Origin of the sequence: Raineya orbicola (genome assembly GCF_002843425.1) — a bacterium.
Taxonomy (GTDB): Bacteria; Bacteroidota; Bacteroidia; order Cytophagales; family Thermonemataceae; genus Raineya; species Raineya orbicola.
In genome coordinates this window covers 55,118-77,928 of the sequence record NZ_NKXO01000012.1, presented here as the reverse complement: position 1 = coordinate 77,928, position 22,811 = coordinate 55,118, and the positions used below count along the sequence as shown (strand labels likewise).

The window sequence follows — 22,811 nt, the reverse complement described above, 5'->3', positions numbered from 1 at the left end:
TTCAGGAATATCTAATCTCCCCTCCTTTCCAAGGAGGGGATTAAGGGGTGGTTTTATCAAGTACAAAAAGATTATTTTTGATTCTAAAGCATAAATTTGGAAAACCTTTTTAATCCTAAACAACTTCTTTGCTATTTTCATCAGAAAATTCTATTTTTGTAGAATAATTGCTGTTCAATGTCATCACCAAATTTTATTGATTACGTAAAAATCAATTGTCGCTCGGGGAAAGGCGGAGCGGGTTCGGTGCATTTTCGTAGAGAAAAATACGTGCCTAATGGCGGTCCTGACGGCGGAGACGGCGGAAGAGGCGGACACATTATTTTACGCGGCAATCAGCAACTATGGACGCTCCTGCACTTGAAATATCAAAAGCACATCAAAGCCGAAAATGGCGTAAATGGGCAAGGAAACAATAAAAAAGGTGCTGACGGCAAAGATGTAGTGATTGAAGTGCCTCTCGGAACCATTGCCAAAGATGCTGAAACAGGCGAAGTTTTGTTAGAAATTACGCAAGAAGGTGAAGAGAAAATTTTACTAAAAGGCGGTAGAGGCGGTCTGGGTAACTGGCATTTCAAAACTTCTACCAAACAAGCCCCCCATTATGCACAACCGGGCGAAGCGGGCGAAGAAAAGTGGATTATTCTGGAACTAAAAGTGCTTGCAGATGTTGGCTTGGTAGGTTTTCCAAATGCAGGCAAATCTACTTTACTCTCGGTAATTTCTGCGGCAAAACCTAAAATTGCCCCCTACCCTTTCACTACGCTTACGCCGAATTTGGGTGTCGTAAAATACAAAGATTTTCAGTCTTTTATTGTCGCCGATATTCCGGGCATTATTGAGGGAGCTTCCGAAGGAAAAGGCTTGGGCTTGCGTTTTTTAAGACATATTGAACGTAACTCTCTACTTCTGTTTATGGTTTCGTCAGAAAGCGAAAGTATTAGCAAAGAATATAAAATTTTACTCAAAGAATTGCAAAAATACAACCCCGAACTTCTGGAAAAACCTCGTGTTTTGGCAGTAACCAAAACCGACCTGCTTGATGAACACAGCTTGCAAAAACTTAGAAAAACTTTGCCTAAAAATGTTCCAAGCATTTTCATTTCGGCTCTTACGAACCATAATATTGAGGCACTAAAAGATTTACTTTGGGAACAACTTTCACAAGCCAATGTTTCTCTTATCACAAACGAATAAAACCGTATGCTGAACACCAAACTTTTTGAAGAGGTAAAGAAAATTTTTATTGCTTATCTGGAAAAAAAGGAACTTCGCAAAACGCCTGAAAGATTTGCAATTTTAGAGGAAATTTACTCTCGTCAAGACCATTTTGATGTAGAGGAGCTTTATATCAGTATGAAAAACAAAAAATATCGCGTCAGCAGGGCGACCGTTTACAATACATTAGATTTGCTTGTAGAATGTGATTTGGTTACTAAGCATCAATTTGGTAAAAATCTTGCCCAATACGAAAAATCTTATGGTTTCAAACAGCACGACCACCTGATTTGCGTAGATTGCCACGAAGTTTTAGAATTTTGCGACCCTCGTATTCAGCAAATTCAGGATATGGTTGGTAATTTAATGAAATTTAATATCTTGCACCATTCTTTGGTCTTTTACGGGCAATGTACCAAAGAAAATTGCGAAAATAGAAACAAAAAACACGAACCTAAACCTCGCAGAACCTATGAGGACGATTAAAATATTACTGCTGTGGCTATGGAGCATTTCAGCTTTGCAAGCACAACTGCAAGGCGATAGCTGGACAAATGCTCAAAAAAACAAAGAAGCCACTATTATTATTACTTATTTTGAAACCCCCCGTTATGTGTATAAAACCGCAGACGGCAAGTTGGAAGGTATTTGCATTGACATTCTCAAAGAATTTATTGCCTATGTAAAACGAACCAAAAACATCAATATCAAAGTAAATATCCAAAAACCCATAGATAACTTTACTCTTTTCTTGCAAAATATCAAAGCCGCTCGTGGTGGCGTTTTTGCCTTAGGACCCTTCACCATTACCGAAGAGCGTAAAAAAGAAATGTCCTTTACACCTCGCTATATTGATAACATTTCCTACATTATTACACACAACTCTGTACCCGACCTGACGAGCTTACCTTCTATCAGTGCAGTTTTTAGAGGTATGAAAGCGTATGCCCTGAAAAACTCAACCCAAGAAGCTGAAATTTTAGATATCAAAAACAACTATTACAAAGATTTAGAAATTGTTTATGTCAATAGTGCCGACGAGCTAATTACAAAAGTCCTTTCAGACCCCAAATCCTTCACCAAACACGATTTTTTGTATTATGCCGATGCTTTGCAAAATGGCAAGCCTATCAAAATTCACCCTGCGGGTAAAATTCAAACCAACCCTTACGGTTTTATTATGCCCAAAGGTAGCGACTGGACACTGATTTGGAATGAATTTCTCAACGAAACCAATGGTTTCACTACTCGCCCCGAGTACCGAAAAATTTTAGAAAAACATCTTGGTTTTGTCGCAGTGAAAGTGCTTTTGCAGAAAGGAATTTAATGCAGTAAAGGTAGAGGACAAGAGACAGGAAACAGGAAACGAAGCAGAATATTCAAATATTCAAACTTTCAAACTTCAAACCTTTTGAACCTTCGAACCAACAAACACGAACTTAATGGAACAGCAAGAACAAATTTTTCAGAGCCGTATCAATCTTTCTGAACTAAGTGAAAAAGTCAAAACAATTCGCTCCGAAGTAGCCAAAGTAATCGTAGGACAAGATACTATCATAGATTTATTACTTACTGCGATTTTAGCCGATGGACACGTACTTTTGGAAGGAGTACCGGGCGTAGCCAAAACCCTTATGGCAAAAACTTTTGCAAAAATTACGTCTATACAATTCTCTCGCATACAATTCACACCTGATCTAATGCCTTCTGATGTTACAGGTACGTCTGTTTTTAATCTGAAAACATCTGAGTTTGAATTTCATAAAGGTCCTATTTTTGCCAATTTGGTACTGATAGATGAAATCAACAGGGCACCCGCCAAAACACAAGCGGCACTCTTTGAAGTAATGGAAGAGCGACAAATTACTTTTGCAGGTACTACATATGTGCTAAATCCGCCTTTTTTGGTGCTTGCTACCCAAAACCCTATTGAGCAAGAGGGAACGTACCGCCTCCCCGAAGCCCAGCTTGACCGCTTTTTGTTCAAATTGCAAGTCAATTACCCAAGCATAGAAGAAGAAATTGGTATTCTTGCAAAAGCCAATGAACGTAAATCACAGGGACAATTAGAAAATTTACAGGTAGTCCTTACAGGAGAGGAGATTGTAGCATATCGCAAAGTCATTAAAGAAATTCACGTAGAAAAGAACCTACTTTCGTACATAGCACAGATTATTACACATACTCGCAATAATCACGCTTTATATTTAGGAGCTTCGCCACGAGCCTCTTTAGCTTTATTAAATGCTTCTAAAGCTTTTGCGGCACTTGATGGCAGAGATTTTGTTACACCCGAAGATGTTAAATTCCTTGTGCCTCACGTTTTAAGGCACCGAATTATACTTACTCCTGAAAAAGAAATTGAGGGAATAAACATTGATGATGTAATTCATCAGGTTGTGCAATCGGTAGAAGTGCCACGTTAAAATCAAACATTTATGCTCAAAGTAGAACATATTGGTATTGCTGTAAAAAACCTGCAAAGTGCTAATGAATTATTTGCCAAACTTTTGGGTAGTGAGCATTACAAAATTGAAAGTGTTGAAAGCGAAGGGGTTAGCACTTCTTTTTTTATGATGGGTGAAACGAAAATAGAACTATTGGAAGCTACACACTCCGATAGCCCCATTGCCAAATTTATTGAAAAACGTGGCGAAGGCATACATCATATCGCTTTTGAAGTTGCTGATATTGAGACTGAAATGAAACGTTTGCAGGCAGAAGGATTTATACTGCTCAATGAAACTCCTAAAAAAGGAGCAGATAATAAACTTATCTGCTTTCTGCACCCCAAATCTACTAATGGTGTGCTAGTAGAGCTTTGTCAGGAAATTAAGAAATAAACAAATTTAATAAAAAAAACAATGTTCAAAAATTTTCAATCGGTGAGTAAATGTGCCTATGGACGAGGCAGTTTTGATAAATTAGGGGAAATTATTGCCCCTAAGCGTTCCGAAAATCAAGGGTATTTTATTTTTCTCATTGACCACTACTTTGAAGATAAACCAGATTTTCACAAACGCATTCCCGCAGAAAGTAATGATGTAGTTGAGTTCATTTATACTTCGGGAGAAGAGCCTAAAACTTCTCAAATTGATGAACTGCGTGATAGATTTTTACAAAGCAAAGGTCTCCCTGCGGGGGTGATTGGTATTGGCGGTGGTAGCATTATGGATATTGCTAAGGCTCTTGCTTTGATGTTCACTAATGAGGGTTCATCGGTACAATATCAGGGTTTGAACTTAATAAAAAAGCCGGGGGTGTATCACGTGGGTGTGCCTACTATTTCAGGAACAGGGGCGGAGGTCTCTATGACAGCCGTACTGACAGGTCCTACTAAAAAATTAGGTCTGAAATGCGACTGGACGGTGTTTGACCAAATCATTTTAGACCCCGACTTGATTGCCACCGTACCGAAAAATCAATGGTTTTATACGGGAATGGATACTTATATTCATTGTGTAGAATCTATGACGGGGCAGTATAAAAATACTTTTAGCGAAGCATATGGCTACAAAGCTATTGACTTGTGCAAGGAAGTATTTCTTTATGAGGGTTCGGGGCAAAACCCGCTGAATGATGAAAAACTAATGGTTGCCTCTTATTTTGGCGGATTGAGTCTTACCTATTCGGAAGTAGGTGTATGCCACGCTCTTTCCTATGGGCTATCTTATGTCTTTGGTACAAGACACTGCTTTGCCAATTGCATCATTTTCCCACATTTAGAGGAGTTTTATCCCGAAGGGGTAAAGGAGTTTAAGCAAATGGTGGAAAAGAACGACATATTTATTCCTAAAAATCTTTCTCAAACCTGGCAGGAACAGGAGGTGGAAAAGATGATAGATGTTTGTTGGGCTCTAACGCATATGTGGAAACACGCTTTAGGCGATGATTGGGAAAAGAAACTCACCCGAGAAAAGCTAAAAGAATTATATTACCGAATGTAAGCACTGCAAATAAAAACCCCCACTCCTTTGGAGAGGGGGTTGGGTTTAGGTTAAAACTCCCAAAGATTATGCTCAAACTCCATTAGCTCCATTTCTGCTTCTTGGGATTTATAGAGTTCTTCGGATATATTACCATTAGTTATTTCTGATAACTCCTTATTTTCGGGATTAGAAATCTGGGTTATCCTGGAAGAGAACAGTCTTAATTCAAAAGCGTCCATAACACACATATGACGACGATCATTTTTAGGATTATACCACTTACCATATTGTTGATTAGACTCTACATATAAAGCACGAAAGTATCTATCAACATCTTTGTATCTAACAGCAGCTATTGGTTTTGCCCCATCTTCACATTCACCAACTAACAAAAAAGCTATGATATTGATATACATTCTTGAGCGTCGCTTATCAAAAACTACTTCTTCCACCATTTGCAAGCTTAATTTATCTTGTCCATATGGGACTAACTGGTTTATATCAACTCCTTGCTGATCTCTTTCCGTTTTAGTGCATCCTATTAGTTTAGGATCTACATTAGGATACTTTTTCTTTGCTTCTTCATAATTTTCTTGATAAGCAATTGCGACTTCTTTCATCTCTTCTGGAGATAAAGTAGACATCTTTTTATCTGACACCCTCCCTGTTCCAAGTTCCCCAAATCCAGGGTCGTAAGGAGTGATAGATAGACCTATAGGCTTAACCTTTGCTTCCCCAGTAATTGCCTCTTTGAGAAGATCTAGAAAATTAGCACCGAATTCTTTATGAGAAGAAAAACCCTTATTCTGTTTTTCAGAAAAGTTGATTTTTCTAATCACTATTTTGCGAAACATAATATCGTCTTCCAATACAGGGTTTTTAACATTAGGATTATACCCAAATTGTGCTAACCCATAAATAGAACAATGGAGTAGAGCAAATACAAACAAAAAACACTTTTTCATAATTTTTAGCTTTTATTTTACGGGAATTATGATTGGATCTCTTACAGCGGCTTGCACTCTTTGTCCACGAGAATTTATACGATAAGCTATCACCGAAACTTCGTATCTTGCACCGGGTTCAGATAAAGGAGCTAGCTCATTAATTGAACCACTTTTCGCATTTGTTCCTTTTATCAAAGTAACTCTGTTAATTTGAACTTCATATTTTGCTTCATTGGGCAAGATGCTTGCAAATTCATCATTTGGCTCTATCGTAACATTAAAAATTTGTTTAGGTTTAACACCCTTTTCAGGAGCAAATTTGCCACCACCTATTATAACAAAGACATCAGGGGAAGGTACCCTTCTTACGTTAAACTGCTTTATCTCTTTTAATCCATTTCCAGTAATAGTCAAATCTACAGTTTTGGCTCCTTTTGCAGGGATAAAAGAAACGGAGTTAGAGGCACGATCTATAAGCTGTGCATTGGTAGCGGCATAAGAAGGTTGAAAAGATGCACCTATTTCAGCACAGGAAACATTAAACTTATGAAAGCATTCTTCATAAACAACAGGTCTTGCTTGAGGATTATCTACAGTGATATTAGGTTTCGCAACCTTGTATTCAATAGGTTCTGTTTCCAGCACAGTTTCTTTACCATTGAGTATAGCTGTTACTTTACCTTTTATAACTCCATTGCCAGAAGGAGTAAATTCAATTTCTGCAACACCATTTTTTACTTCTTTTAATCCTGTAACTTCAAATTTAGGTTGCATATCAGATTTGGAGCTCGAGGCTACAATAAACATTTTACCCCTGATTTTTTGCCCTTGGGCTACCACAGCAGATTCCAAAGCAAGTTGAGCTGAGAAAACATCAGGCGTGGGAGGTATAACCTTTGCACCAATAATTTTAATAGCATTGTCTTCATAACGTTTTACTTCTGTACGCAAATGAGCAAGTACAGCCAAAGCCGCCGCCACAGGAGTAGCCTGAAAACTTGCCTGTGCGTAGTCTTTGTTAATTTCCTCCTCGTTTCCTTTTAGTTTCACAAGGTCTTTTCTATCTTTATTATCTAAGCACAAAGCAGGGAAAGCTAGCTCTGGTTTTATATCCTTTTTGAAAGCTCCCACTATTTTACCAAGTTCTTGGGCATACAAGTTCATTTCCCTTTGCAGTTTGTAGCCTTCACCTGATTTGCTGTTTGCTGCACCAAGCATAAGCTCTTCTAATTGGGTTTCACCACCACCAGCATTTTTAATTTTACCATTTTCATCTCTTCCGCCACCTGCCTTGTCTATAATATCGCTCTCTATTTTAGCAAGCATATCCAGTTTCGCTTTGGTCATACTTCTTACTTGCTCAATGGCGGCAAGTTTCTTTTTATACTCTTCAGTTTCAGTCATTTTTTCTTTTTCTGCATCTGACTTGAAGCCTTTGATGTAATCTACAATATCAGCCTCCGTATCATCAGCACTATGATCTAATGAACGCTTAATATACAAAAATTTATCTATAATTGATGAACTCACCTGTAAAGCAAGTAAGGCGGTAAGTACCAAGTACATCAGGTTAATCATCTGTTGCCTTGGGCTTTCTTTAGGTCCTGCCATAACGTATTTCGGTTTATTGGTTTTAGTTCAAAGTTTACTTGGTCAGAATTGTATGGTAAGAAAACCTACAAAACATTTTGAGTATTTGTAGGCTTTGTCAGTGTTAATTTTAGGCTTGTGCTCCTTTCATTGCAGTAAGCATAGCACCATATACCTTATTGAGAGCGGTAAGGTTTGTGGTTAGTCCTGAAAGTTGTCCTTTCAAACCTTCTGCATCTTTCGCAGTTTCTACCACACCTTCAATCAATTTAGTCATACCACCGTAGTATTTGCTCAATGCCTCACTAAATTTCTTACTATCTTGCAACTCCATTTCATAAGCGGCATTCAAAGAACTTAAAGTTTTTGTAAGCGTCTGAATTTGAGCGTGATAGGCTTTCGCATCAGTAGAAGCCTTAGCAAGCTCAGCAACAGCTCCCACAGAAGTAGAAAGGTTTTTATTCATTTCTGTAAGTGTGTTGGTGGCTAATTTTACATTCTTAGCGTATTCAGCAGTCGCCACTGATGCATCACCGATAGCAGTCATTTTACTTACACTATCAGAAAGTTGTTTCATACCGTTTCCAAAGCTATTCACAGCATCAGGAGTGATAGCGTTAGCAATTTGAGCTTCAATAGCGGCAAGTTTAGCTACTAGTTTTTCATCTTTTTGAGGTCCGCCACCTAATCCTGCCAAAGATTGTACCATTTTATCCCAATCAGGGTCAGTTTTAGGAGGGTCAATAGGCATAAAAGCATATAGGAAGAAAATCACTGCTTCCGTACCTAAACCCGCAATGAGCATAAAGGCGGCACCAGGCCAGTGCATTAGCTTAAACAATGCACCAAGAATAACGATAGAAGCACCCACACCTACAATTTTAGGAACAATGTAGGTATAAAATTTTTCTTTTGCACTAAGAACTTTGTAAGCCATTTTAGTAAAAATTTAAGGTTAAGAAAACAATACAAGGTTAAGATTTTGATATTTCTTATCGTACTCTTTTGATCTCGTTGCCAGATGAACGACCAAGGTAAGTCATTGCACAACGGAAACCAATAGAGGTAGAAGTAGAGTCAAAATGTTGATAGGTACGGGTACCCGTTTCAAGGAAGTAAGCAATATCTTTCCAGGAACCACCTCTTACCACACGACGAGGGTATGCACTTAAATTGCTGTATCCGATACTATTAGCATCTCCTTTTTTGCTTTGAGGGTCAAACACAGGGTTCATATCCCAAACGGTAGGTACTGCGGCTTCATAATAAGCATCTTGGCACCATTCGGCTACGTTTCCTGCCATATCATACAAACCCCAATCATTAGCAAAGTAAGAAGCTACAGGAGCAGTATAAGCAAATCCATCATCATAATAGTTACCTCTGCCCGGCTTAAAGTTGGCAAGCATACAACCCAATGTATTGCGTACATAAGGATTGCCCCAAGGATATTTAGCCAGATTTCTGCCACCTCTTGCCGCATATTCCCATTCTGCTTCAGTAGGCAGACGGAAGCGAGGGTTAGAAGGCAAACCTTGCATAGCTCTGTGATAATCAAGGTGTAAAGTTCTCCACTGGCAGAAAGTTTGAGCGGCAGTCCATTTAACACCTACCACAGGATAATCATCAAAGGCAGGGTGCATAAAGTAATACTCCATCATAGGGTCGCCCATATGGTGAGCGTATTCATTAGACCAGCGAAGCGTATCAGGGTAGATTTTATTTAAGAAATTCGTATCAAGAGCGTTATTTTTACTTTGGTCTCTCAAATTAAGCCCCACATATTGCATTACATTAGCTTCGTAGTCAGGGTCTAATTGTATACTTCCGTTTGCACCTTTGTAAGCGTATGCGGTCATTACTTCTGTAAAGAGGCGGTATTGGTTATTAGTAACTTCTGTTTCGTCCATAAAGAAGGCACTAATAGTAATTTGCTTGTTGTAGTTGATTTGTGTATGAGGCACATCTTCATCAGCTTGCCCCATATGGAAAGTACCCGCAGGAATTACTACCATACTTTGTGGTACGTATTGGTCCCAGCCGGGTCTTACAACATCAAAACGATATATTTCACCTTTAGATTTGATGATGCGGTCATTAAGATCTTTGCTATTCATTACATTTTTCTTGCCACCTCCGAGCAAGCCACACCCCTGCAAAAATGCACTCCCCACTACAAGCGAGGCTAACCAAATGTTGCGGAAATTCAAATTATTCATAACACCTTTGTTTTTTTAATTTTGAGAGTTTTCAATGCAAATATAATGCTAATTTTGATATTGCGTAATATCAAGCAAAAAATTTTACAATTTTTTTACATTGTGTTAGTGTCTTGTTCCGTGTCTGGGCGTTTCGGGAGTAGGTTTTCCATATCTTTTCCACGCCAAACCATAACTTAGGAAAACCTCGTGAGAAGTAGGGGCTTTGCCTTGCCTACCTGAAATAGTGTAATCAAAAGCATATCCTACTCTCATACTATTATCTTTCAGAGGATACATTCCAACCATAGCAATTAGAGCATCAGATTGACGGAATGAAAGACCTCCCCAAAATTTTTGATTGTAAGTTCCCAGCACCGAAATCTCAACAGAAGTGGTTTTAAGAGTGGCTTCAGGTATTGTTTTTATCATTACAGAAGGCTGTAAGAGCCACTGATCATCCAATGGATAGTTATAGCCTCCTGTTAGATACAGATTACGAGCAAGTGCATTATCTATAAGATTATCTAATCCGAAACTAATTTGTGAGCCTAAAAGGTGATTGCCTGCAAGACCTACATAAAAATCTTCTTGGTTATACCAAACACCAAAAGCTAAATCAGGTTTGAGAGCAGTTTCTCTTCTACCTATCCAATATTGAGCAACTGCATCATTACCATCTACAAAACGGAACTTATTGCCATCTACTGTTTGGCTATATACTCCCCCTCTTACACCTACCGAAAGTCTACCTTTGTCTTCAAAAACACTAAAATGATAGTTAGCAGAAAGTTGAGCTTCCAAACTGGTAAGCGGACCTCTTACATCTCGTACCACGTGCAAACCTACCCCTGTATTAGGTACAAAGATAAAAGGAGCCATTGCACTAAACATTTGCGTTTGCGGAGAGCCTCCATCATCAAAAGAAGCTGAATATCCGAGCCATTGGGTTCTGTGAGTTAAGAAAAAATTAGCTTTTCCATCGGCACCCGCTACCGCAGGATTATAGTAAAATGGATTGAACATATATTGGCTGAACTGGGCATCTTGTTGAGCATAACCCAAACGAACCGCTACCAATAAAGCACATTGTAAAAATAGAAAATATGTAAAGTTTCTTTTCATCTGTTCGTTTTAAAGTGTAAATTTATTTTGCAATTTATGCAAAATAAAAAATAAAATGCAAATTTTTTTCAAACATTTTTTATTTTATTTTGTTAGCAAGCCTGATATAGGCTTCCAAAGCACCTGTCATTGAAGGTGCATTAGGCAAAGGAGCTTCAATGTCTAATATTAAGCCTGCATCTTTCACCGCTTTGGCAGTAGTAGGTCCAAAAGCGGCGATACGCGTGTTCCCTTGCACAAAATCGGGGAAATTGCTAAAAAGCGAAGCTATGCCCGAAGGACTATAAAACACCAAAATATCATATTTTACATCAGCCAAATCCGAAAGATCTGCCGCTACTGTATGATACATCACACATTCAGTAAAATTGATGCCATTTTTTTCAAGCAAAGCGGGCAGTTCGTCTTTCCTAATATCAGAACAAGGATATAAAAACTTTTCGTCTTTGTTTTTTTTGATAGCAGGAAGCAAATCTTCAGCTGTTTTGATACCTGTAAATATTTTTCTTTTACGTATTACAATATACTTTTGTAGATAATTGGCTGTTTGTTCTGAAATGCAAAAATATTTCATTTCAGGGGGCATTTCTATTTTTAATTCTTTGCAAATGCTAAAAAAATGATCCACAGCATTGCGGCTGGTAAAAATAACTGCTGTAAATTCCAAAGGATTGATTTTCTGCTTGCGAAAATCTTTCATATCAATCCTTTGTACTTCAATAAAAGAGCGAAAATCTATCTTTAAATTATATTTCTTGGCAAGCTCAAAATAAGGGGATTTAGGGTCAGTGGGTTGAGGCTGCGTAACCAAAATGCTGGCAACAGGCTTCATTCGGTTTTTTACTTCCTTAAACAACATTTCTTTCATTGCTTCAAAAAATTTAACACTCTATTTTTAGCTGAAAAAAAGCAATTTCCAATATAAAAGGAGCGGGAACAATTCCACGACACAAAGATAAGAATAAAAATCTAATTTTCTAAATTCTCCTAATTTATTTATGATAACCCCAACTGCTATAAAACGTATTGCATACAAAATTCCTAATGAAAGCTTGAAAAAATTATGCCAATACTCCAAATGAAAAGGCACTTGCAAAGCCAAATACAATAAAATAAGTGTAAGAGGCAAATAGAAAAAATGGCTAATGCGTATGTATTCATAAAAATGAATATTGATAACCCGCGAAATCCCTAAAAGCGAAGCCATAATACTGATAAGCAGAAACTTTGCAAATGAACCTATCAGGATAATCACAAAAGCCCAAGCAAGGCTCTTGGTACTCAAAGCCTCTAAATCCTTATCCAAATACTTACCTATTAGCAAAACATTATACTTTCCCTCACTGGTTAGCCCTAAAAAATAGAAAAATACCGCCAACAGAAAAGTATAATTCAGTAAGAAAAGAATATTAGAACCTGCAAAAGGACGCAAGAAAAGCGAATTATCCATTCGCCGCTGAATATTCCAAAACTTACTCAGTTGCAAATAACCTGTCAGAAGTTTGAAATCTACCTGCCGAATAACCGCATACCCCAAAAGCAAAGCAATGAGTAAAATAACTGCATTTCTACGAATGATATAAGTATAGTTTTTATCAATCTGCTCGTTAAAAGGTTTTGAAAAATCATTTTTAAGATAACCAATAGCTATTTTCTTCAAAAAATTCCCTTTACGAGCATATAAGGTACAAAAAATAGGCTGATAACCATATTTTTGTGAGAGGCTATCCAAAGAAAAATGGTGCCAGCCCGAAGCAAGTTTTCTTTGTAAATTATGATTGATGAACCAGTAAGCCTCTTCTTGCAGATATAAAACAAGGTCATAAGCTGTATATTCTGAAGGTTTCAGCCAAAAATGTAATAACTGAGCATTCTGATGAGTTGCAGGTGTATAAGCTACATATTGGTTATAGCTTTGGCTAAAATATAGTAATTCTTTTTCTAATGAAACTACTTTCTTTTCAATGATTTGAGCCAAAAGTTGATTGGAAAAAATAAAATACAATAAAGTAAAGCTAATAAAGTTTCGCACTATTTTAATGAAATTTAAGAAATTTTAACTTTCAGAAAGGATTTTGTAAAAAATTTGCACAAAATTAAGAATTTTGTTGAAAAAAATTTATAGATTTTAGCCTGAAATTTATGATATACCCAAAAGTATTCAATTGTTTGATGTTCAACATTCAAAAGCTCAAGAATAATTAAAAAGCTCAAAAAGTTAAATTTTACACTTCAAATCTTAAATTTTCAAACATTCAAAACTTCAAACTTTACATTCTCAACCTTCAAACGCTAAAATTATGCACATCACCTCACATTTATTACTTGTACGTCCTGCGGCATTTGGCTATAACCCTGAAACTGCCGCAACCAATGTTTTTCAGAAAACCCCTTCGGATTTTTCACCTGAAATACATCAAAAAGCTCTATATGAATTTGACAATATGGTAGAGCTATTACGAGAAAACGATGTAAATGTACTGGTAGCCGAAGATGCCCCCGAACCTTACAAGCCCGATGCTATGTTTCCGAACAACTGGATAACTACCCACCAAGACGGAACTATTGTGCTTTACCCCCTGCAAGCCCCCAACAGACGTGCCGAAAGAAGCGAGGAAATTGTGAATATGCTCAAAAATAAATACAAAGTTCGCAACATCATCAATCTTTCGCACTATGAAAATAGAAATAAGTTTTTAGAGGGAACGGGTAGTTTGGTTTTAGACCATCACAATAAAATTGCTTATGCTAGCCTTTCGCCACGTACCCACGCCGAAGTAGTGGATAGATTTTGCAACCTAATGGGCTATAAAAGCCTAAATTTTCAAGCTCTTGATGAATTCGGACAGCCCATTTATCATACCAATGTAGTAATGAGTATGGGCGATAAGTTCGTGATAATCTGCTTTGATGCCATAAAGGACGAAATAGACCAAGAAGATTTGCTGAATTCTTTTCGTAAAACTCAAAAAGAGATTATCAAAATCAGCTACGAGCAAATGAAAAATTTTGTTGCCAACTGCATTGAAATCAGCAACAACAAAGGCGAACGCCTGCTTGTACTTTCGCAAAGAGCTTACGATTCTATTGAGGAAACTCAAAAAAAGCGTTTAGAAAGTTATGTAAGGCTATTGCCCTGTCCTTTGCAAACCATTGAAACTTATGCAGGTGGCAGTGCCCGCTGTATGATTGTAGAAATATTTTTGCCAAGTTTTTGATTTTGGCAAGAAATTTGCTGTAAAGTTTCTACAATCGCTATAACTATGACCTTTGCAAAGCCTCACAAAAACTTGTGCAGGCTTTGTTTTTTATAAATGTCTGAACACTTCCAAAGATTTCAGCTTGCCAAAATGCTCAAAATGTATGCGATAATAGTTAAGCAAATGGTCTATTAGCTCGCTTCGCTGTGCAGAAGAAAGGCTAAAAGACCCTTTATTCCACAACATTTGCAAAAGTTGTATTTCTTGCTCAAAATGCTTTGGAGTAATTTTTAGATAACTTGTTTGGTATAAACTCTGAAAAATCTCTTCAATATTGCCATTCCAAAAACCTAAATATTGAAGCAATTCAAGCAGAAAAGTGATTAAAAAATTGCTATAGTCAGCATTTTGGTCTAAATGAATAATTTTTTGTTTCAAAAACTGAAAAATCTCTTCATTTCCCACTTCACCATATAACACTTTACCCAAAACTTCGCTAATTACCATTGCCAAAGCACTTTTTGCAAAAACAAAAGGAATTTGCTGAAAATTGTAAATCAAACGTATTTCTGCAACCCTTTGCAAAGTTTCTTTGCCTTCTTTGTGATAAACCACCATTTCCAACAATGAAAGCGGCTGAAAAAGTGCAATGTTGAATTTGGGTTTAGCAGTTCTAACGCTATTGATTAGATAGCTTTGCAAGCCAAAATTTTTTGTAAAAATTCTCGCAATAATGGAATGATCTTTGTATTTGATATAATGCAAGCAAATTCCTTCGGTTTTATGTAACATTTTTGCAGAAAAATTCGTAAATAAGGTACAAAGATTTCAAAAATTGTCCTAAAAAAATCAAAAATGTTTTTATTAGTATGAAACGCTTAAATTTTCTTTTATTCATTGTGTTTTTGGGTTTGAATTATGAAAGCTTGGCACAAGTGCGATTTATGAATGGCAGTTGGCAAGAAGCCCTCAATGAAGCCCAAAAACAAAACAAACCCATTATGGTAGATTTCTACACTACTTGGTGTGGTCCTTGCAAACTGATGACTAAAACCACTTTCGCTAATACCCAAGTAGGTGATTTTGCCGATGCCTACTTCATTGCACTCAAAATTGATTGCGAAAAAGGTGAAGGCATACAACTAGCTCAAAAGTATGAGGTATTTAATTACCCTACCATTGCTTTTATTGATAAAAACGGCAACCTTTTAGGCAAAGAAGTTGGCTACAAAAATGTAGATGACTTTTTAGAACTTATGCAAAAATACCGAAAAAAAGTTACAAAGTAAGGTTTTTTCATTTTTTTGTTTGTAATTTCAGGCTCATAAAATTTGAGCCTTTTTTAGCTATGCAAAATTTTACCATAAAACAAGGAACTCCCCAAGATGTTTCTGTACTATTATCCTTGATAAAAGAATTAGCCGAGTACGAAAAAGCCCCCCAAGAAGTTCTAAACACTGAAACCAATTTATTGCAAGATGCCTTCGGAGAAAAGCCCTTATTTCACTTTTGGATTGCTTGGCAAGGCGAAACCCCTATCGGAATGGCTGTAGTATATTTTCGTTATTCTACTTGGAAAGGTAAATGCCTATATTTGGAAGATATTTACATCAAAGAAAGTTACCGGAATTTGGGAGTAGGTAAAGCCTTCTTTGATATACTTTTTGATTTTGCTAAAAAGGAAAATTGCAAACGTATTTGCTGGCAAGTATTAGAATGGAACGAGCCTGCTATACGATTTTATGAAAAAATAGGGGCTAAATTTGATAGCGAGTGGGTTAATGGATTTTTGGAGTGCTGATAAACCTACCTGATTAGCTGTAAAATTAAAAAAGACGCTTAATATCAATCTCGTGATAAATGAGGTCTAAAAATCCGCTCTTACTGAAAAAATATGCGAATATAGCCCTGCATCACTACTTACAACATCTGTTAAGGCATAATCAATGGCAAAGCGTTTTACTCGGAAACCTACCCCAAAGTTTGTCTGCACACTATTGTAGGTTGAACCATCAAAATTTTTGATTTTTTGGAAGTTGCCTACCCCCACACGCAAGAAAGCAAGTTTTTTGTAATCCATTTCTAAGCCAAAGGCAGGCGAAAGTGAAACGACATTAGAAGCCAGCAACGTATTGCGTCTGCCGTCAAAGGTATTTTGCAATTCAAAAGCGGGCAATAAACCGAATTTCTCTCTGATAACAAAATAACGGCTCAAACCTATATTCAGTTTAGGTACGGTAATTTCTACGGAATTTTGAGGGATAGGATTATTGGTTTGGGCATAAATTGTGTAAATAAGTGCCAAATTATGACTCCAAGCTGTAAAAGTTCCTGTAACATCTCTCGCCATAGCTCCTATTTGCCATTTGCCGAGTTTGAGCATTGCCCCTGCGTCTAATCCAAAGCCCCAAGCCGTAGCAAAATCGCCTGCTTGTCGGTAGATAACTTTGAAATTACCTCCCAATTGTAGATTTTTAAGTTTGGGTAGTCTTTTGGCATAAGAAACTTGAAAAGCATAGTCGGCGGCAGAAAAAAATTGCACATTGTTGTAGTTCAAAGCCCCATTAGCATCATAGATGAAGCGGGTATCAGGAATATCATCAACCCCAAAACGAATAATGGTAAGGGCAATATGACTACTGGAATCAACAGGTGTAGCAAAACCTGCATAATCGTATTGAGCAATCCCCGCAAAATATTCAGCGTGCATCAGGGCGGCTTGATATTTGGGCTTGATATTCAGAAGACCTGCGGGGTTCCAGTAACCTGCGGTTACATCATCTACCAAAGCAGTATTTGCCCCTGCCATACCCAAAGCTCTTGCTCCTACCCCAATATTCAGAAATTCATTGCTGTACTTGGGAGCATACTGCCCTTGCACGCGTAAAGAAAATAAAAGAAATAAGAAAAATAATTTGGTTGAAATTTTCATAGTTGCTATTTTGTGTTGCTGGCATCTGTATTTTTACAGACTACCAAAAAAGAAATTGCCCGGAGCATTTGCATCTTGGCTAAAATGGAAATCGTAAAAATGTTGATACACCTCCTCTCTTGAAAGCACTCCATCGCCATTGAGGTCTAATTTTTGAAAAGCGGCTTGAGCCTCTTGTAGTGAATTGCGGAAACCAATGTAAAGATGATTAAACTCCGAGGGCTGTAGCATATCATCTTTGTTGGTATCAATGGCGGGGTAAATGTGGTCAAGAAAGGGCTTTACATACTCTTCATAGGTTTGTTGGTTTTGTAAATTTCTTTCATAAGCCTTCAGAAATACTTCCAAAGTAATTGGCTCATCTTGGGCTTCCTCGTTACCAAGAGTGAGCCTACGCCAATACTTTTTCAAAGCCCCTTTGAACTTCTTATCATCTTCGGAACCTACTTGCCATCCAAAACTTTTTCGGAACTCTTCGGCAATAATATCCATATCCTCGGGTTCAATGACTTTGTTGCCATCGGCATCAAAGAAACAGAACATTTTGGTAATTTTCTGTTTTTGGAAATCGGAAAGCATAAAGTAGCAAGTTTAGAGTGGTACAAAAGCAAAGAACAGCCCAAAAATAGCATTTTTTCGGACTGTTCCAAGAAAAATTTGAGAAAAAACAGCTAAGAACCAAATTTCGCTTTCAGAGCCGCTAATTTCTCTTCCCAGCTATCTTCCTGTTTTTGTTTTTTCTTTTCGCGTTTTTCGGATTTTTTTAGTTCGGGTTTGGTTTCACTTTTGAGCGAAAGGGCGATGCGTCTGCGTTCTACTTCTACCTCCAAAACGGTTACCATAACTTTTTGTCCAACTTTTACCACTTCGGTAGGGTCTGAAACGTACTTATCCGAAAGCTCGCTGATATGCACCAAGCCATCTTGATGAACACCAATATCTACAAAAGCACCAAATTTCGTAACATTCGTAACAATACCAGGTAGTTTCATTCCCACTTTCAAATCGGTGATTTCGTGAACACCTTCGGCAAAAGAAAATTCTTCAAATTCTTTGCGAGGGTCTCTGCCCGGCTTGGCAAGCTCTTGCATAATATCTTGCAGCGTAGGCAATCCAAAACGTTCATTCACATATTTATTCAAGTCTATTTGCTTACGCAATTCGGCGTTTTGCATCAAATCTTTTACGCTACAATTCAAATCTTTTGCCATTTGTTCTACAATGCCGTATGCTTCGGGGTGAACGGCACTGCTATCCAAAGGGTTTTCGGCATTGCGAATACGCAAGAAGCCTGCACATTGTTCAAAAGCCTTATCCCCCAAACGAGGTACATTTTTAAGCTCACTACGACTGCGGAAAGCCCCCTTTTCATTACGATAGTTGATAATGTTTTGAGCCAAACTTTCCCCCAAACCAGCTACATACATTAAAAGTTGCTTGCTGGCGGTATTGAGTTCTACGCCTACCTTATTCACCGAACTAATCACTACATCATCAAGACTTCTTTTGAGTGCATTCTGGTCTACATCGTGCTGATATTGCCCTACACCAATAGATTTGGGGTCAATTTTTACAAGTTCTGCAAGGGGGTCTTGCAACCTTCTACCAATAGAAATCGCTCCCCTGACGGTCAAATCCAAATCAGGAAATTCTTCACGTGCCACTTCCGATGCCGAATAAATAGAAGCTCCACTTTCATTAACCACTAAAATCTTTACATTCGGAATATTCAAACTTTTCACAAAACTTTCTGTTTCACGGCTTGCCGTACCATTTCCGATAGCAATAGCTTCTATTTGGTATTTTTCGCAAAGTGTTTTTAGAATATGAGCCGATTTGGCGATTTCTCGCTGAGGTTCGTTAGGGTAAATGGTTTCGTTGTGCAGAAGTTTGCCGTTTTTATCTAAAACCACTAATTTACAACCTGTACGGAAACCGGGGTCTAATGCTAATACCACCTTTTCGCCCAATGGTGAAGCCATCAGCAGTTCGCGTACGTTTTCAGCAAATACACGTATAGCCTCCTCATCAGCTTTTTTCTTAGAAATAAGTCTTACTTCTGTTTCCATTGAGGGTTTCAAAAGACGTTTGTAGCAATCGGCAACAGCCATTTTTACCTGCTCACTGCACCCATTTTTAGCTTTTACGAACTCTCTTTCAAGCAAAGCGATAGCTTCTTGCTCTTCAGGAGCTATGTCCAAAGTTAAAATCAATTCTTTTTCACCTCTACGCATCGCAAGTAGCCTGTGCGAAGGAATAGTTGCAATGGGTTCAGACCATTCAAAATAGTCTTTGAATTTTTGAGCCTCTTCAGTTTTTTCTTTTTCGGGTAAAACTTTAGAGGTAATCACTGCCTTTTTAAGGAACAAATCACGCATTTTGGCTCTTGTCTCTTGATGCTCATTGATGTATTCGGCAAGAATATGCCTTGCTCCCTCCAAAGCCTCCTCGGCAGAATTTACCTGCTTTTCGGCATCAACAAATTTGCTTGCTTCAGCTTGCAAGTCTATATCATTTTGCTCTAATATGAGCATTGCAAGTGGCTCTAAACCTTTTTCTTTGGCTATGGTAGCCTTGGTGCGTTTTTTGGGGCGATAAGGCAAATACAAATCTTCCAAAACGCTCATTGTTTCGGCATCTTGGATTTTTTGTTCTAATTCAGGAGTTAGCTTGCCTTGCTCCTTGATAGATTTTAGGATAGTTTCACGGCGTTTATCCAGTTCGGCAAGTTGCTCTAATCTATCCCGAATAGCAGTAATTTGGGTTTCGTCAAGGCTACCTGTAACCTCTTTGCGGTAGCGAGCAATAAAAGGCACGGTGCCCCCTTCTTGCAAAAGTTGTGCGGTTGCCTCTACCTGACGAATACCAATACCCAATTCAGAGGCAATTTTAAGGCTATAACGTTCTATCATTGATATTGCAGTTTGAATAATTCTTTCAGAAAGAAAACATCAGCACAAAAATACAAAATTTTGTAAGGTTGTACTGATGTTTGTTGAAAATTAGGAATCAGCGTGCGAGCTTTAATATTGTTGCATTTTGGAGAAAAAGAAAGCGGCTTCAATTTCTGCATTTTCATCGGAATCGGAGCCGTGAATGGCATTCGCCTCAATGGATTTAGCAAAAAGTTTGCGAATAGTGCCTTCTTCGGCTTTGGCGGGGTCTGTGGCTCCTATGAGTTTGCGGAAATCAGCTACTGCATTTTCTTTTTCCAAAATGAGAGCCACAATATGCCCTGATGACATATACTCGCAGAGGTCGTTATAGAAAGGTCTTTCTTTATGCACAGCATAAAACTGCCCTGCCCTTTGCTTGGAAAGTTTGGTCATACGCATAGCGGAAATGCGAAAACCTGCTTCCTCAATCATTTTCAAAATAGCTCCTGTGTTTCCTGCTTGGACTGCATCGGGTTTAATCATTGAAAAAGTTCTATTACCTGCCATAATTTTATGTTTTTGCTCGCAAATTTCGGAAGTTTTTTGGGTTTTCAAAATTATTAACAAAAACTTCATAAAAAAAACACAAGAAACTTGAAACATTTTCAAAGTTTCCGTAGTTTTGTATCCGAAATCATTTTTGTTTGAGGAGATAAAATTTTTCAGCGGTGGAACACAAAGAAAGAATACTTGCCAAAGCCGAAGAATTGTTTATGCGTTATGGAATTAGAAGTATCACGATGGACGATATTGCTCGTGAGCTGGCTATTTCCAAAAAAACTATTTACCAATACTTTCAGGATAAAGATGCTCTTGTTGAACAAGTGGCAGATAGGCATTTTCGTCAAGATGAAACACAAATCTGCAAAATCTCTGAACATACCGAAAATGCTATTGATGAAGTAATTTTGATGAGCCAACACGTTAAAAATCGTTTGAAAGGTGTCAATCCTTCTGTTTTTTTTGACCTCCAACGCTATCACCCCAAAACTTGGGCTTTGTGGCAGGAGCATAAACGTAATTTTATTATTGCACAAGTTCGTAGAAATTTAGAACAAGGTGTTTCAGAGGGCTTATACCGACCCGATTTGCATATAGAGGCATTGGCGATTTTAAGAGTTGCAGAAATAGAAATGTCTTTTGATATTCAGCTTTTTCCACCTGATAAGTTTGATTTGGTAAGCCTGCAAATGACTTTCTTGGAGCATTTTATTCGGGGTATCGTAACCAGCAAAGGGTTGGAAGTTTTAGAAAAAACCTTACAAAAATATGAAAAAGTTTTCAATTTCTCTAATATATCCATCTTCAACCCGCTATGATGTAAAAAATGTTATGAAACAATTATTTTTGAGTTTAGGATTTTTGAGTTTATTGTGGCAAAGTGCCTTTGCCCAAGAAAAACGAACAATGACTTTGGAGCAGTGCATAGAATATGCCTATCAGAACACTGCTCTAATGCAAAAATCGGTACTTGATGAGCAAATTGCAGAAGCTCGTGTAAAAGAAACTATTGGCATAGGTCTGCCACAAATCAATGGTTCGGCACAATTGCTCTATAATTTTGAGTTGCGACCAGCCTTTTTGCCTGCTTTTTTTCTTTCACAGGGCAGTGGCTCCCCCCCCGACCCCGATGCAGAGTTTGTTCCTGTACGAGGCATTTTTGCTCCTCGCTATCAGGGTGATGCGGGTATTACGGTAAGCCAGCTTATTTTTAATGGTTCTTATTTTGTTGGTTTGCAAGCCTCAAAAACCTATAAAGAACTCACTAAAAAAACTACCGCGTCAAATAAAGTTACCATTGCCGAAAATGTTACCAAAGCCTATTTTTCGCTTCTTGTTGCCAAAGAGCGGGCTAAACTCATTGATGCCAACATTGCCCGTTTGGATAGCCTCATTAAAGATGTGAAGGCTCTCAATAAGCAAGGGTTTGCGGAAAATATTGAAGTTACCCGTTTAGAAGTTACTGCCAATAACTTACGAGCCGAAAAAATGAAAGTTGAACGCCTCATTGAGCTTAGCCAAGAACTGCTCAAATTCCAGATGGGTATGCCTGTGCAAGAAAAAATTGAAGTAACAGGTTCTTTGCGAGATTATCAGTTAGAGCAAATTCCCGATGGTGAAGTAAGAGCCGACTACAAAAACCGAGCCGAGTATCAGGTGCTTGAAACAGCCATTGCTCTGACAAAATTAGATTTGAAAAACAAACAGGTTGGGGCTTATCCGAGTTTGGTAGCTATCGGACAGATGGGATATGCTACGGGAGCAAGGTATTTTTCCAACATTGGCGACTTTTCCAATCGCTGGCTGGGCTATGGTACGGTAGGCTTGCAACTGAATTTGCCTATTTTCAACGGAATGCAACGCAAGTATAAAGTTGAGCAAAACCGCATAGAAATCCTTAAATTAGAACAAGATAAACGCAATCTTGAAAAAGCCATTGATTTTCAGGCTACTCAAGCCCAAATTACACTCAAAAATGCTCTTACCACCTTGGAAGCTCAAAAACGTAATATGGAACTTGCCAAAGAAGTTTTAAGAGTTTCTCAAATCAAATATAAACAAGGGGTAGGTTCAAGCGTAGAGATTATCAATGCAGAAACCGCTTACAAAGAGGCTGAAACAAATTATTTCGCCGCTCTGTACGATGCCCTTATTGCCAAAGTAGATTTGGATAAAGCACTCGGGAAATTAGGAAAATGAGGTAAAAAAAGAGGCAGGAAACAGGAAGCAAGATAA

At 37.9% G+C, this 22,811-nt stretch carries 23 protein-coding genes; 11 read left to right on the top strand and 12 right to left on the bottom strand.

Annotation, left to right across the window (positions count from 1 at the left end; genetic code table 11):
- The first annotated feature begins 177 nt into the window (after nt 1-177).
- The 6 genes from obgE to Rain11_RS05000 all read left to right on the top strand — a co-directional run bounded on the left by obgE (nt 178) and on the right by Rain11_RS05000 (nt 5,165).
- Entirely contained in the window at nt 178-1,197 is a 1,020-nt protein-coding gene (gene obgE, locus Rain11_RS05025) for a GTPase ObgE (protein WP_101358248.1), read from the top strand.
- A 6-nt stretch (nt 1,198-1,203) separates the two neighbouring features.
- A complete protein-coding gene (locus tag Rain11_RS05020; RefSeq protein ID WP_101358247.1) occupies nt 1,204-1,704 on the top strand; it encodes a Fur family transcriptional regulator in 501 nt (166 codons plus the stop codon).
- Nucleotides 1,691-2,545 carry a substrate-binding periplasmic protein gene (locus Rain11_RS05015; RefSeq protein WP_101358246.1) on the top strand — a complete coding sequence of 285 codons (855 nt, stop codon included), beginning with the start codon at nt 1,691-1,693 and terminating at the stop codon, nt 2,543-2,545. Before Rain11_RS05020 ends, Rain11_RS05015 begins: the two co-directional genes overlap by 14 nt.
- Before the next feature lie 115 nt (nt 2,546-2,660).
- Complete coding sequence (locus Rain11_RS05010; protein ID WP_101358245.1) at nt 2,661-3,644, top strand: AAA family ATPase; 984 nt, start codon at nt 2,661-2,663, stop codon at nt 3,642-3,644.
- 12 nt (nt 3,645-3,656) lie between these two features.
- Nucleotides 3,657-4,061, top strand: a complete 405-nt coding sequence (mce, locus tag Rain11_RS05005) for a methylmalonyl-CoA epimerase (RefSeq protein WP_101358244.1) — start codon at nt 3,657-3,659, stop codon at nt 4,059-4,061.
- 21 nt (nt 4,062-4,082) lie between these two features.
- Nucleotides 4,083-5,165 carry an iron-containing alcohol dehydrogenase family protein gene (locus tag Rain11_RS05000; protein WP_101358243.1) on the top strand — a complete coding sequence of 361 codons (1,083 nt, stop codon included), beginning with the start codon at nt 4,083-4,085 and terminating at the stop codon, nt 5,163-5,165.
- A gap of 50 nt (nt 5,166-5,215) precedes the next feature.
- On the opposite strand, the gene porN is transcribed toward Rain11_RS05000, so the two are convergent.
- From porN to Rain11_RS04965, 7 genes are all read right to left on the bottom strand, one after another.
- Complete coding sequence (gene porN / locus Rain11_RS04995; protein ID WP_101358242.1) at nt 5,216-6,112, bottom strand: type IX secretion system ring subunit PorN/GldN; 897 nt, start codon at nt 6,110-6,112, stop codon at nt 5,216-5,218.
- 12 nt (nt 6,113-6,124) lie between these two features.
- The gene (gene porM, locus Rain11_RS04990; protein WP_101358241.1) at nt 6,125-7,705 is read right to left on the bottom strand and encodes a type IX secretion system motor protein PorM/GldM; all 1,581 of its coding nucleotides are present in this window, start codon (nt 7,703-7,705) and stop codon (nt 6,125-6,127) included.
- Between the two features lie 109 nt (nt 7,706-7,814).
- On the bottom strand, nt 7,815-8,621 hold the full coding sequence (porL, locus tag Rain11_RS04985; protein ID WP_101358240.1) for a type IX secretion system motor protein PorL/GldL: 807 nt from the start codon (nt 8,619-8,621) through the stop codon (nt 7,815-7,817).
- 55 nt (nt 8,622-8,676) lie between these two features.
- Nucleotides 8,677-9,903, bottom strand: a complete 1,227-nt coding sequence (porK, locus tag Rain11_RS04980) for a T9SS ring complex lipoprotein PorK/GldK (protein WP_101358239.1) — start codon at nt 9,901-9,903, stop codon at nt 8,677-8,679.
- Between the two features lie 105 nt (nt 9,904-10,008).
- Nucleotides 10,009-11,007 (bottom strand): PorP/SprF family type IX secretion system membrane protein, encoded by a 999-nt coding sequence (locus Rain11_RS04975; protein WP_101358238.1) that lies wholly within the window; start codon nt 11,005-11,007, stop codon nt 10,009-10,011.
- A gap of 79 nt (nt 11,008-11,086) precedes the next feature.
- Nucleotides 11,087-11,875 (bottom strand): uroporphyrinogen-III synthase, encoded by a 789-nt coding sequence (locus Rain11_RS04970; RefSeq protein ID WP_394341585.1) that lies wholly within the window; start codon nt 11,873-11,875, stop codon nt 11,087-11,089.
- A gap of 27 nt (nt 11,876-11,902) precedes the next feature.
- Nucleotides 11,903-13,039: a DUF4271 domain-containing protein gene (locus Rain11_RS04965; protein ID WP_165778080.1), complete on the bottom strand. Its 1,137-nt coding sequence runs from the start codon at nt 13,037-13,039 to the stop codon at nt 11,903-11,905.
- A gap of 268 nt (nt 13,040-13,307) precedes the next feature.
- On the opposite strand from Rain11_RS04965, the gene ctlX reads away from it, so the two are divergent.
- Entirely contained in the window at nt 13,308-14,225 is a 918-nt protein-coding gene (ctlX, locus tag Rain11_RS04960; RefSeq protein ID WP_101358236.1) for a citrulline utilization hydrolase CtlX, read from the top strand.
- 90 nt (nt 14,226-14,315) lie between these two features.
- Here ctlX and recO read toward each other — a convergent pair whose 3' ends face one another.
- A complete protein-coding gene (gene recO, locus Rain11_RS04955) occupies nt 14,316-14,999 on the bottom strand; it encodes a DNA repair protein RecO (RefSeq protein WP_101358235.1) in 684 nt (227 codons plus the stop codon).
- 77 nt (nt 15,000-15,076) lie between these two features.
- On the opposite strand from recO, the gene Rain11_RS04950 reads away from it, so the two are divergent.
- Nucleotides 15,077-15,496, top strand: coding sequence for a thioredoxin family protein (locus Rain11_RS04950; protein WP_101358234.1), 420 nt, complete (start codon nt 15,077-15,079; stop codon nt 15,494-15,496).
- 59 nt (nt 15,497-15,555) lie between these two features.
- On the top strand, nt 15,556-16,008 hold the full coding sequence (locus Rain11_RS04945) for a GNAT family N-acetyltransferase (protein ID WP_101358233.1): 453 nt from the start codon (nt 15,556-15,558) through the stop codon (nt 16,006-16,008).
- Nucleotides 16,009-16,074: 66 nt separating this feature from the next.
- On the opposite strand, the gene Rain11_RS04940 is transcribed toward Rain11_RS04945, so the two are convergent.
- The 4 genes from Rain11_RS04940 to Rain11_RS04925 all read right to left on the bottom strand — a co-directional run bounded on the left by Rain11_RS04940 (nt 16,075) and on the right by Rain11_RS04925 (nt 20,582).
- Complete coding sequence (locus tag Rain11_RS04940) at nt 16,075-17,139, bottom strand: putative type IX sorting system protein PorV2 (RefSeq protein WP_101358232.1); 1,065 nt, start codon at nt 17,137-17,139, stop codon at nt 16,075-16,077.
- Between the two features lie 33 nt (nt 17,140-17,172).
- On the bottom strand, nt 17,173-17,718 hold the full coding sequence (locus Rain11_RS04935; protein ID WP_101358231.1) for an EF-hand domain-containing protein: 546 nt from the start codon (nt 17,716-17,718) through the stop codon (nt 17,173-17,175).
- 92 nt (nt 17,719-17,810) lie between these two features.
- Nucleotides 17,811-20,051 carry a Tex family protein gene (locus Rain11_RS04930; RefSeq protein WP_101358230.1) on the bottom strand — a complete coding sequence of 747 codons (2,241 nt, stop codon included), beginning with the start codon at nt 20,049-20,051 and terminating at the stop codon, nt 17,811-17,813.
- Nucleotides 20,052-20,162: 111 nt separating this feature from the next.
- The gene (locus Rain11_RS04925) at nt 20,163-20,582 is read right to left on the bottom strand and encodes a nucleoside-diphosphate kinase (RefSeq protein WP_101358251.1); all 420 of its coding nucleotides are present in this window, start codon (nt 20,580-20,582) and stop codon (nt 20,163-20,165) included.
- A 161-nt stretch (nt 20,583-20,743) separates the two neighbouring features.
- Here Rain11_RS04925 and Rain11_RS04920 point away from each other — a divergent pair, with 161 nt between their 5' ends.
- Together Rain11_RS04920 and Rain11_RS04915 are read left to right on the top strand one after the other, a co-directional pair.
- Complete coding sequence (locus Rain11_RS04920; protein WP_101358229.1) at nt 20,744-21,394, top strand: TetR/AcrR family transcriptional regulator; 651 nt, start codon at nt 20,744-20,746, stop codon at nt 21,392-21,394.
- Nucleotides 21,395-21,407: 13 nt separating this feature from the next.
- Nucleotides 21,408-22,775, top strand: coding sequence for a TolC family protein (locus Rain11_RS04915; RefSeq protein ID WP_165778079.1), 1,368 nt, complete (start codon nt 21,408-21,410; stop codon nt 22,773-22,775).
- The last annotated feature ends 36 nt before the right edge of the window (nt 22,776-22,811 follow it).

What these genes read in the sequence shown, in the direction of transcription:
- obgE (WP_101358248.1), top strand. Translation starts at nt 178, where the DNA reads ATGTCATCACCAAATTTTATTGATTACGTAAAAATCAATTGTCGCTCG.
- Rain11_RS05020 (WP_101358247.1), top strand. Translation starts at nt 1,204, where the DNA reads ATGCTGAACACCAAACTTTTTGAAGAGGTAAAGAAAATTTTTATTGCT.
- Rain11_RS05015 (WP_101358246.1), top strand. Translation starts at nt 1,691, where the DNA reads ATGAGGACGATTAAAATATTACTGCTGTGGCTATGGAGCATTTCAGCT.
- Rain11_RS05010 (WP_101358245.1), top strand. Translation starts at nt 2,661, where the DNA reads ATGGAACAGCAAGAACAAATTTTTCAGAGCCGTATCAATCTTTCTGAA.
- mce (WP_101358244.1), top strand. Translation starts at nt 3,657, where the DNA reads ATGCTCAAAGTAGAACATATTGGTATTGCTGTAAAAAACCTGCAAAGT.
- Rain11_RS05000 (WP_101358243.1), top strand. Translation starts at nt 4,083, where the DNA reads ATGTTCAAAAATTTTCAATCGGTGAGTAAATGTGCCTATGGACGAGGC.
- porN (WP_101358242.1), bottom strand. Translation starts at nt 6,112, where the DNA reads ATGAAAAAGTGTTTTTTGTTTGTATTTGCTCTACTCCATTGTTCTATT.
- porM (WP_101358241.1), bottom strand. Translation starts at nt 7,705, where the DNA reads ATGGCAGGACCTAAAGAAAGCCCAAGGCAACAGATGATTAACCTGATG.
- porL (WP_101358240.1), bottom strand. Translation starts at nt 8,621, where the DNA reads ATGGCTTACAAAGTTCTTAGTGCAAAAGAAAAATTTTATACCTACATT.
- porK (WP_101358239.1), bottom strand. Translation starts at nt 9,903, where the DNA reads ATGAATAATTTGAATTTCCGCAACATTTGGTTAGCCTCGCTTGTAGTG.
- Rain11_RS04975 (WP_101358238.1), bottom strand. Translation starts at nt 11,007, where the DNA reads ATGAAAAGAAACTTTACATATTTTCTATTTTTACAATGTGCTTTATTG.
- Rain11_RS04970 (WP_394341585.1), bottom strand. Translation starts at nt 11,875, where the DNA reads ATGAAAGAAATGTTGTTTAAGGAAGTAAAAAACCGAATGAAGCCTGTT.
- ctlX (WP_101358236.1), top strand. Translation starts at nt 13,308, where the DNA reads ATGCACATCACCTCACATTTATTACTTGTACGTCCTGCGGCATTTGGC.
- recO (WP_101358235.1), bottom strand. Translation starts at nt 14,999, where the DNA reads ATGTTACATAAAACCGAAGGAATTTGCTTGCATTATATCAAATACAAA.
- Rain11_RS04950 (WP_101358234.1), top strand. Translation starts at nt 15,077, where the DNA reads ATGAAACGCTTAAATTTTCTTTTATTCATTGTGTTTTTGGGTTTGAAT.
- Rain11_RS04945 (WP_101358233.1), top strand. Translation starts at nt 15,556, where the DNA reads ATGCAAAATTTTACCATAAAACAAGGAACTCCCCAAGATGTTTCTGTA.
- Rain11_RS04940 (WP_101358232.1), bottom strand. Translation starts at nt 17,139, where the DNA reads ATGAAAATTTCAACCAAATTATTTTTCTTATTTCTTTTATTTTCTTTA.
- Rain11_RS04935 (WP_101358231.1), bottom strand. Translation starts at nt 17,718, where the DNA reads ATGCTTTCCGATTTCCAAAAACAGAAAATTACCAAAATGTTCTGTTTC.
- Rain11_RS04930 (WP_101358230.1), bottom strand. Translation starts at nt 20,051, where the DNA reads ATGATAGAACGTTATAGCCTTAAAATTGCCTCTGAATTGGGTATTGGT.
- Rain11_RS04925 (WP_101358251.1), bottom strand. Translation starts at nt 20,582, where the DNA reads ATGGCAGGTAATAGAACTTTTTCAATGATTAAACCCGATGCAGTCCAA.
- Rain11_RS04915 (WP_165778079.1), top strand. Translation starts at nt 21,408, where the DNA reads ATGAAACAATTATTTTTGAGTTTAGGATTTTTGAGTTTATTGTGGCAA.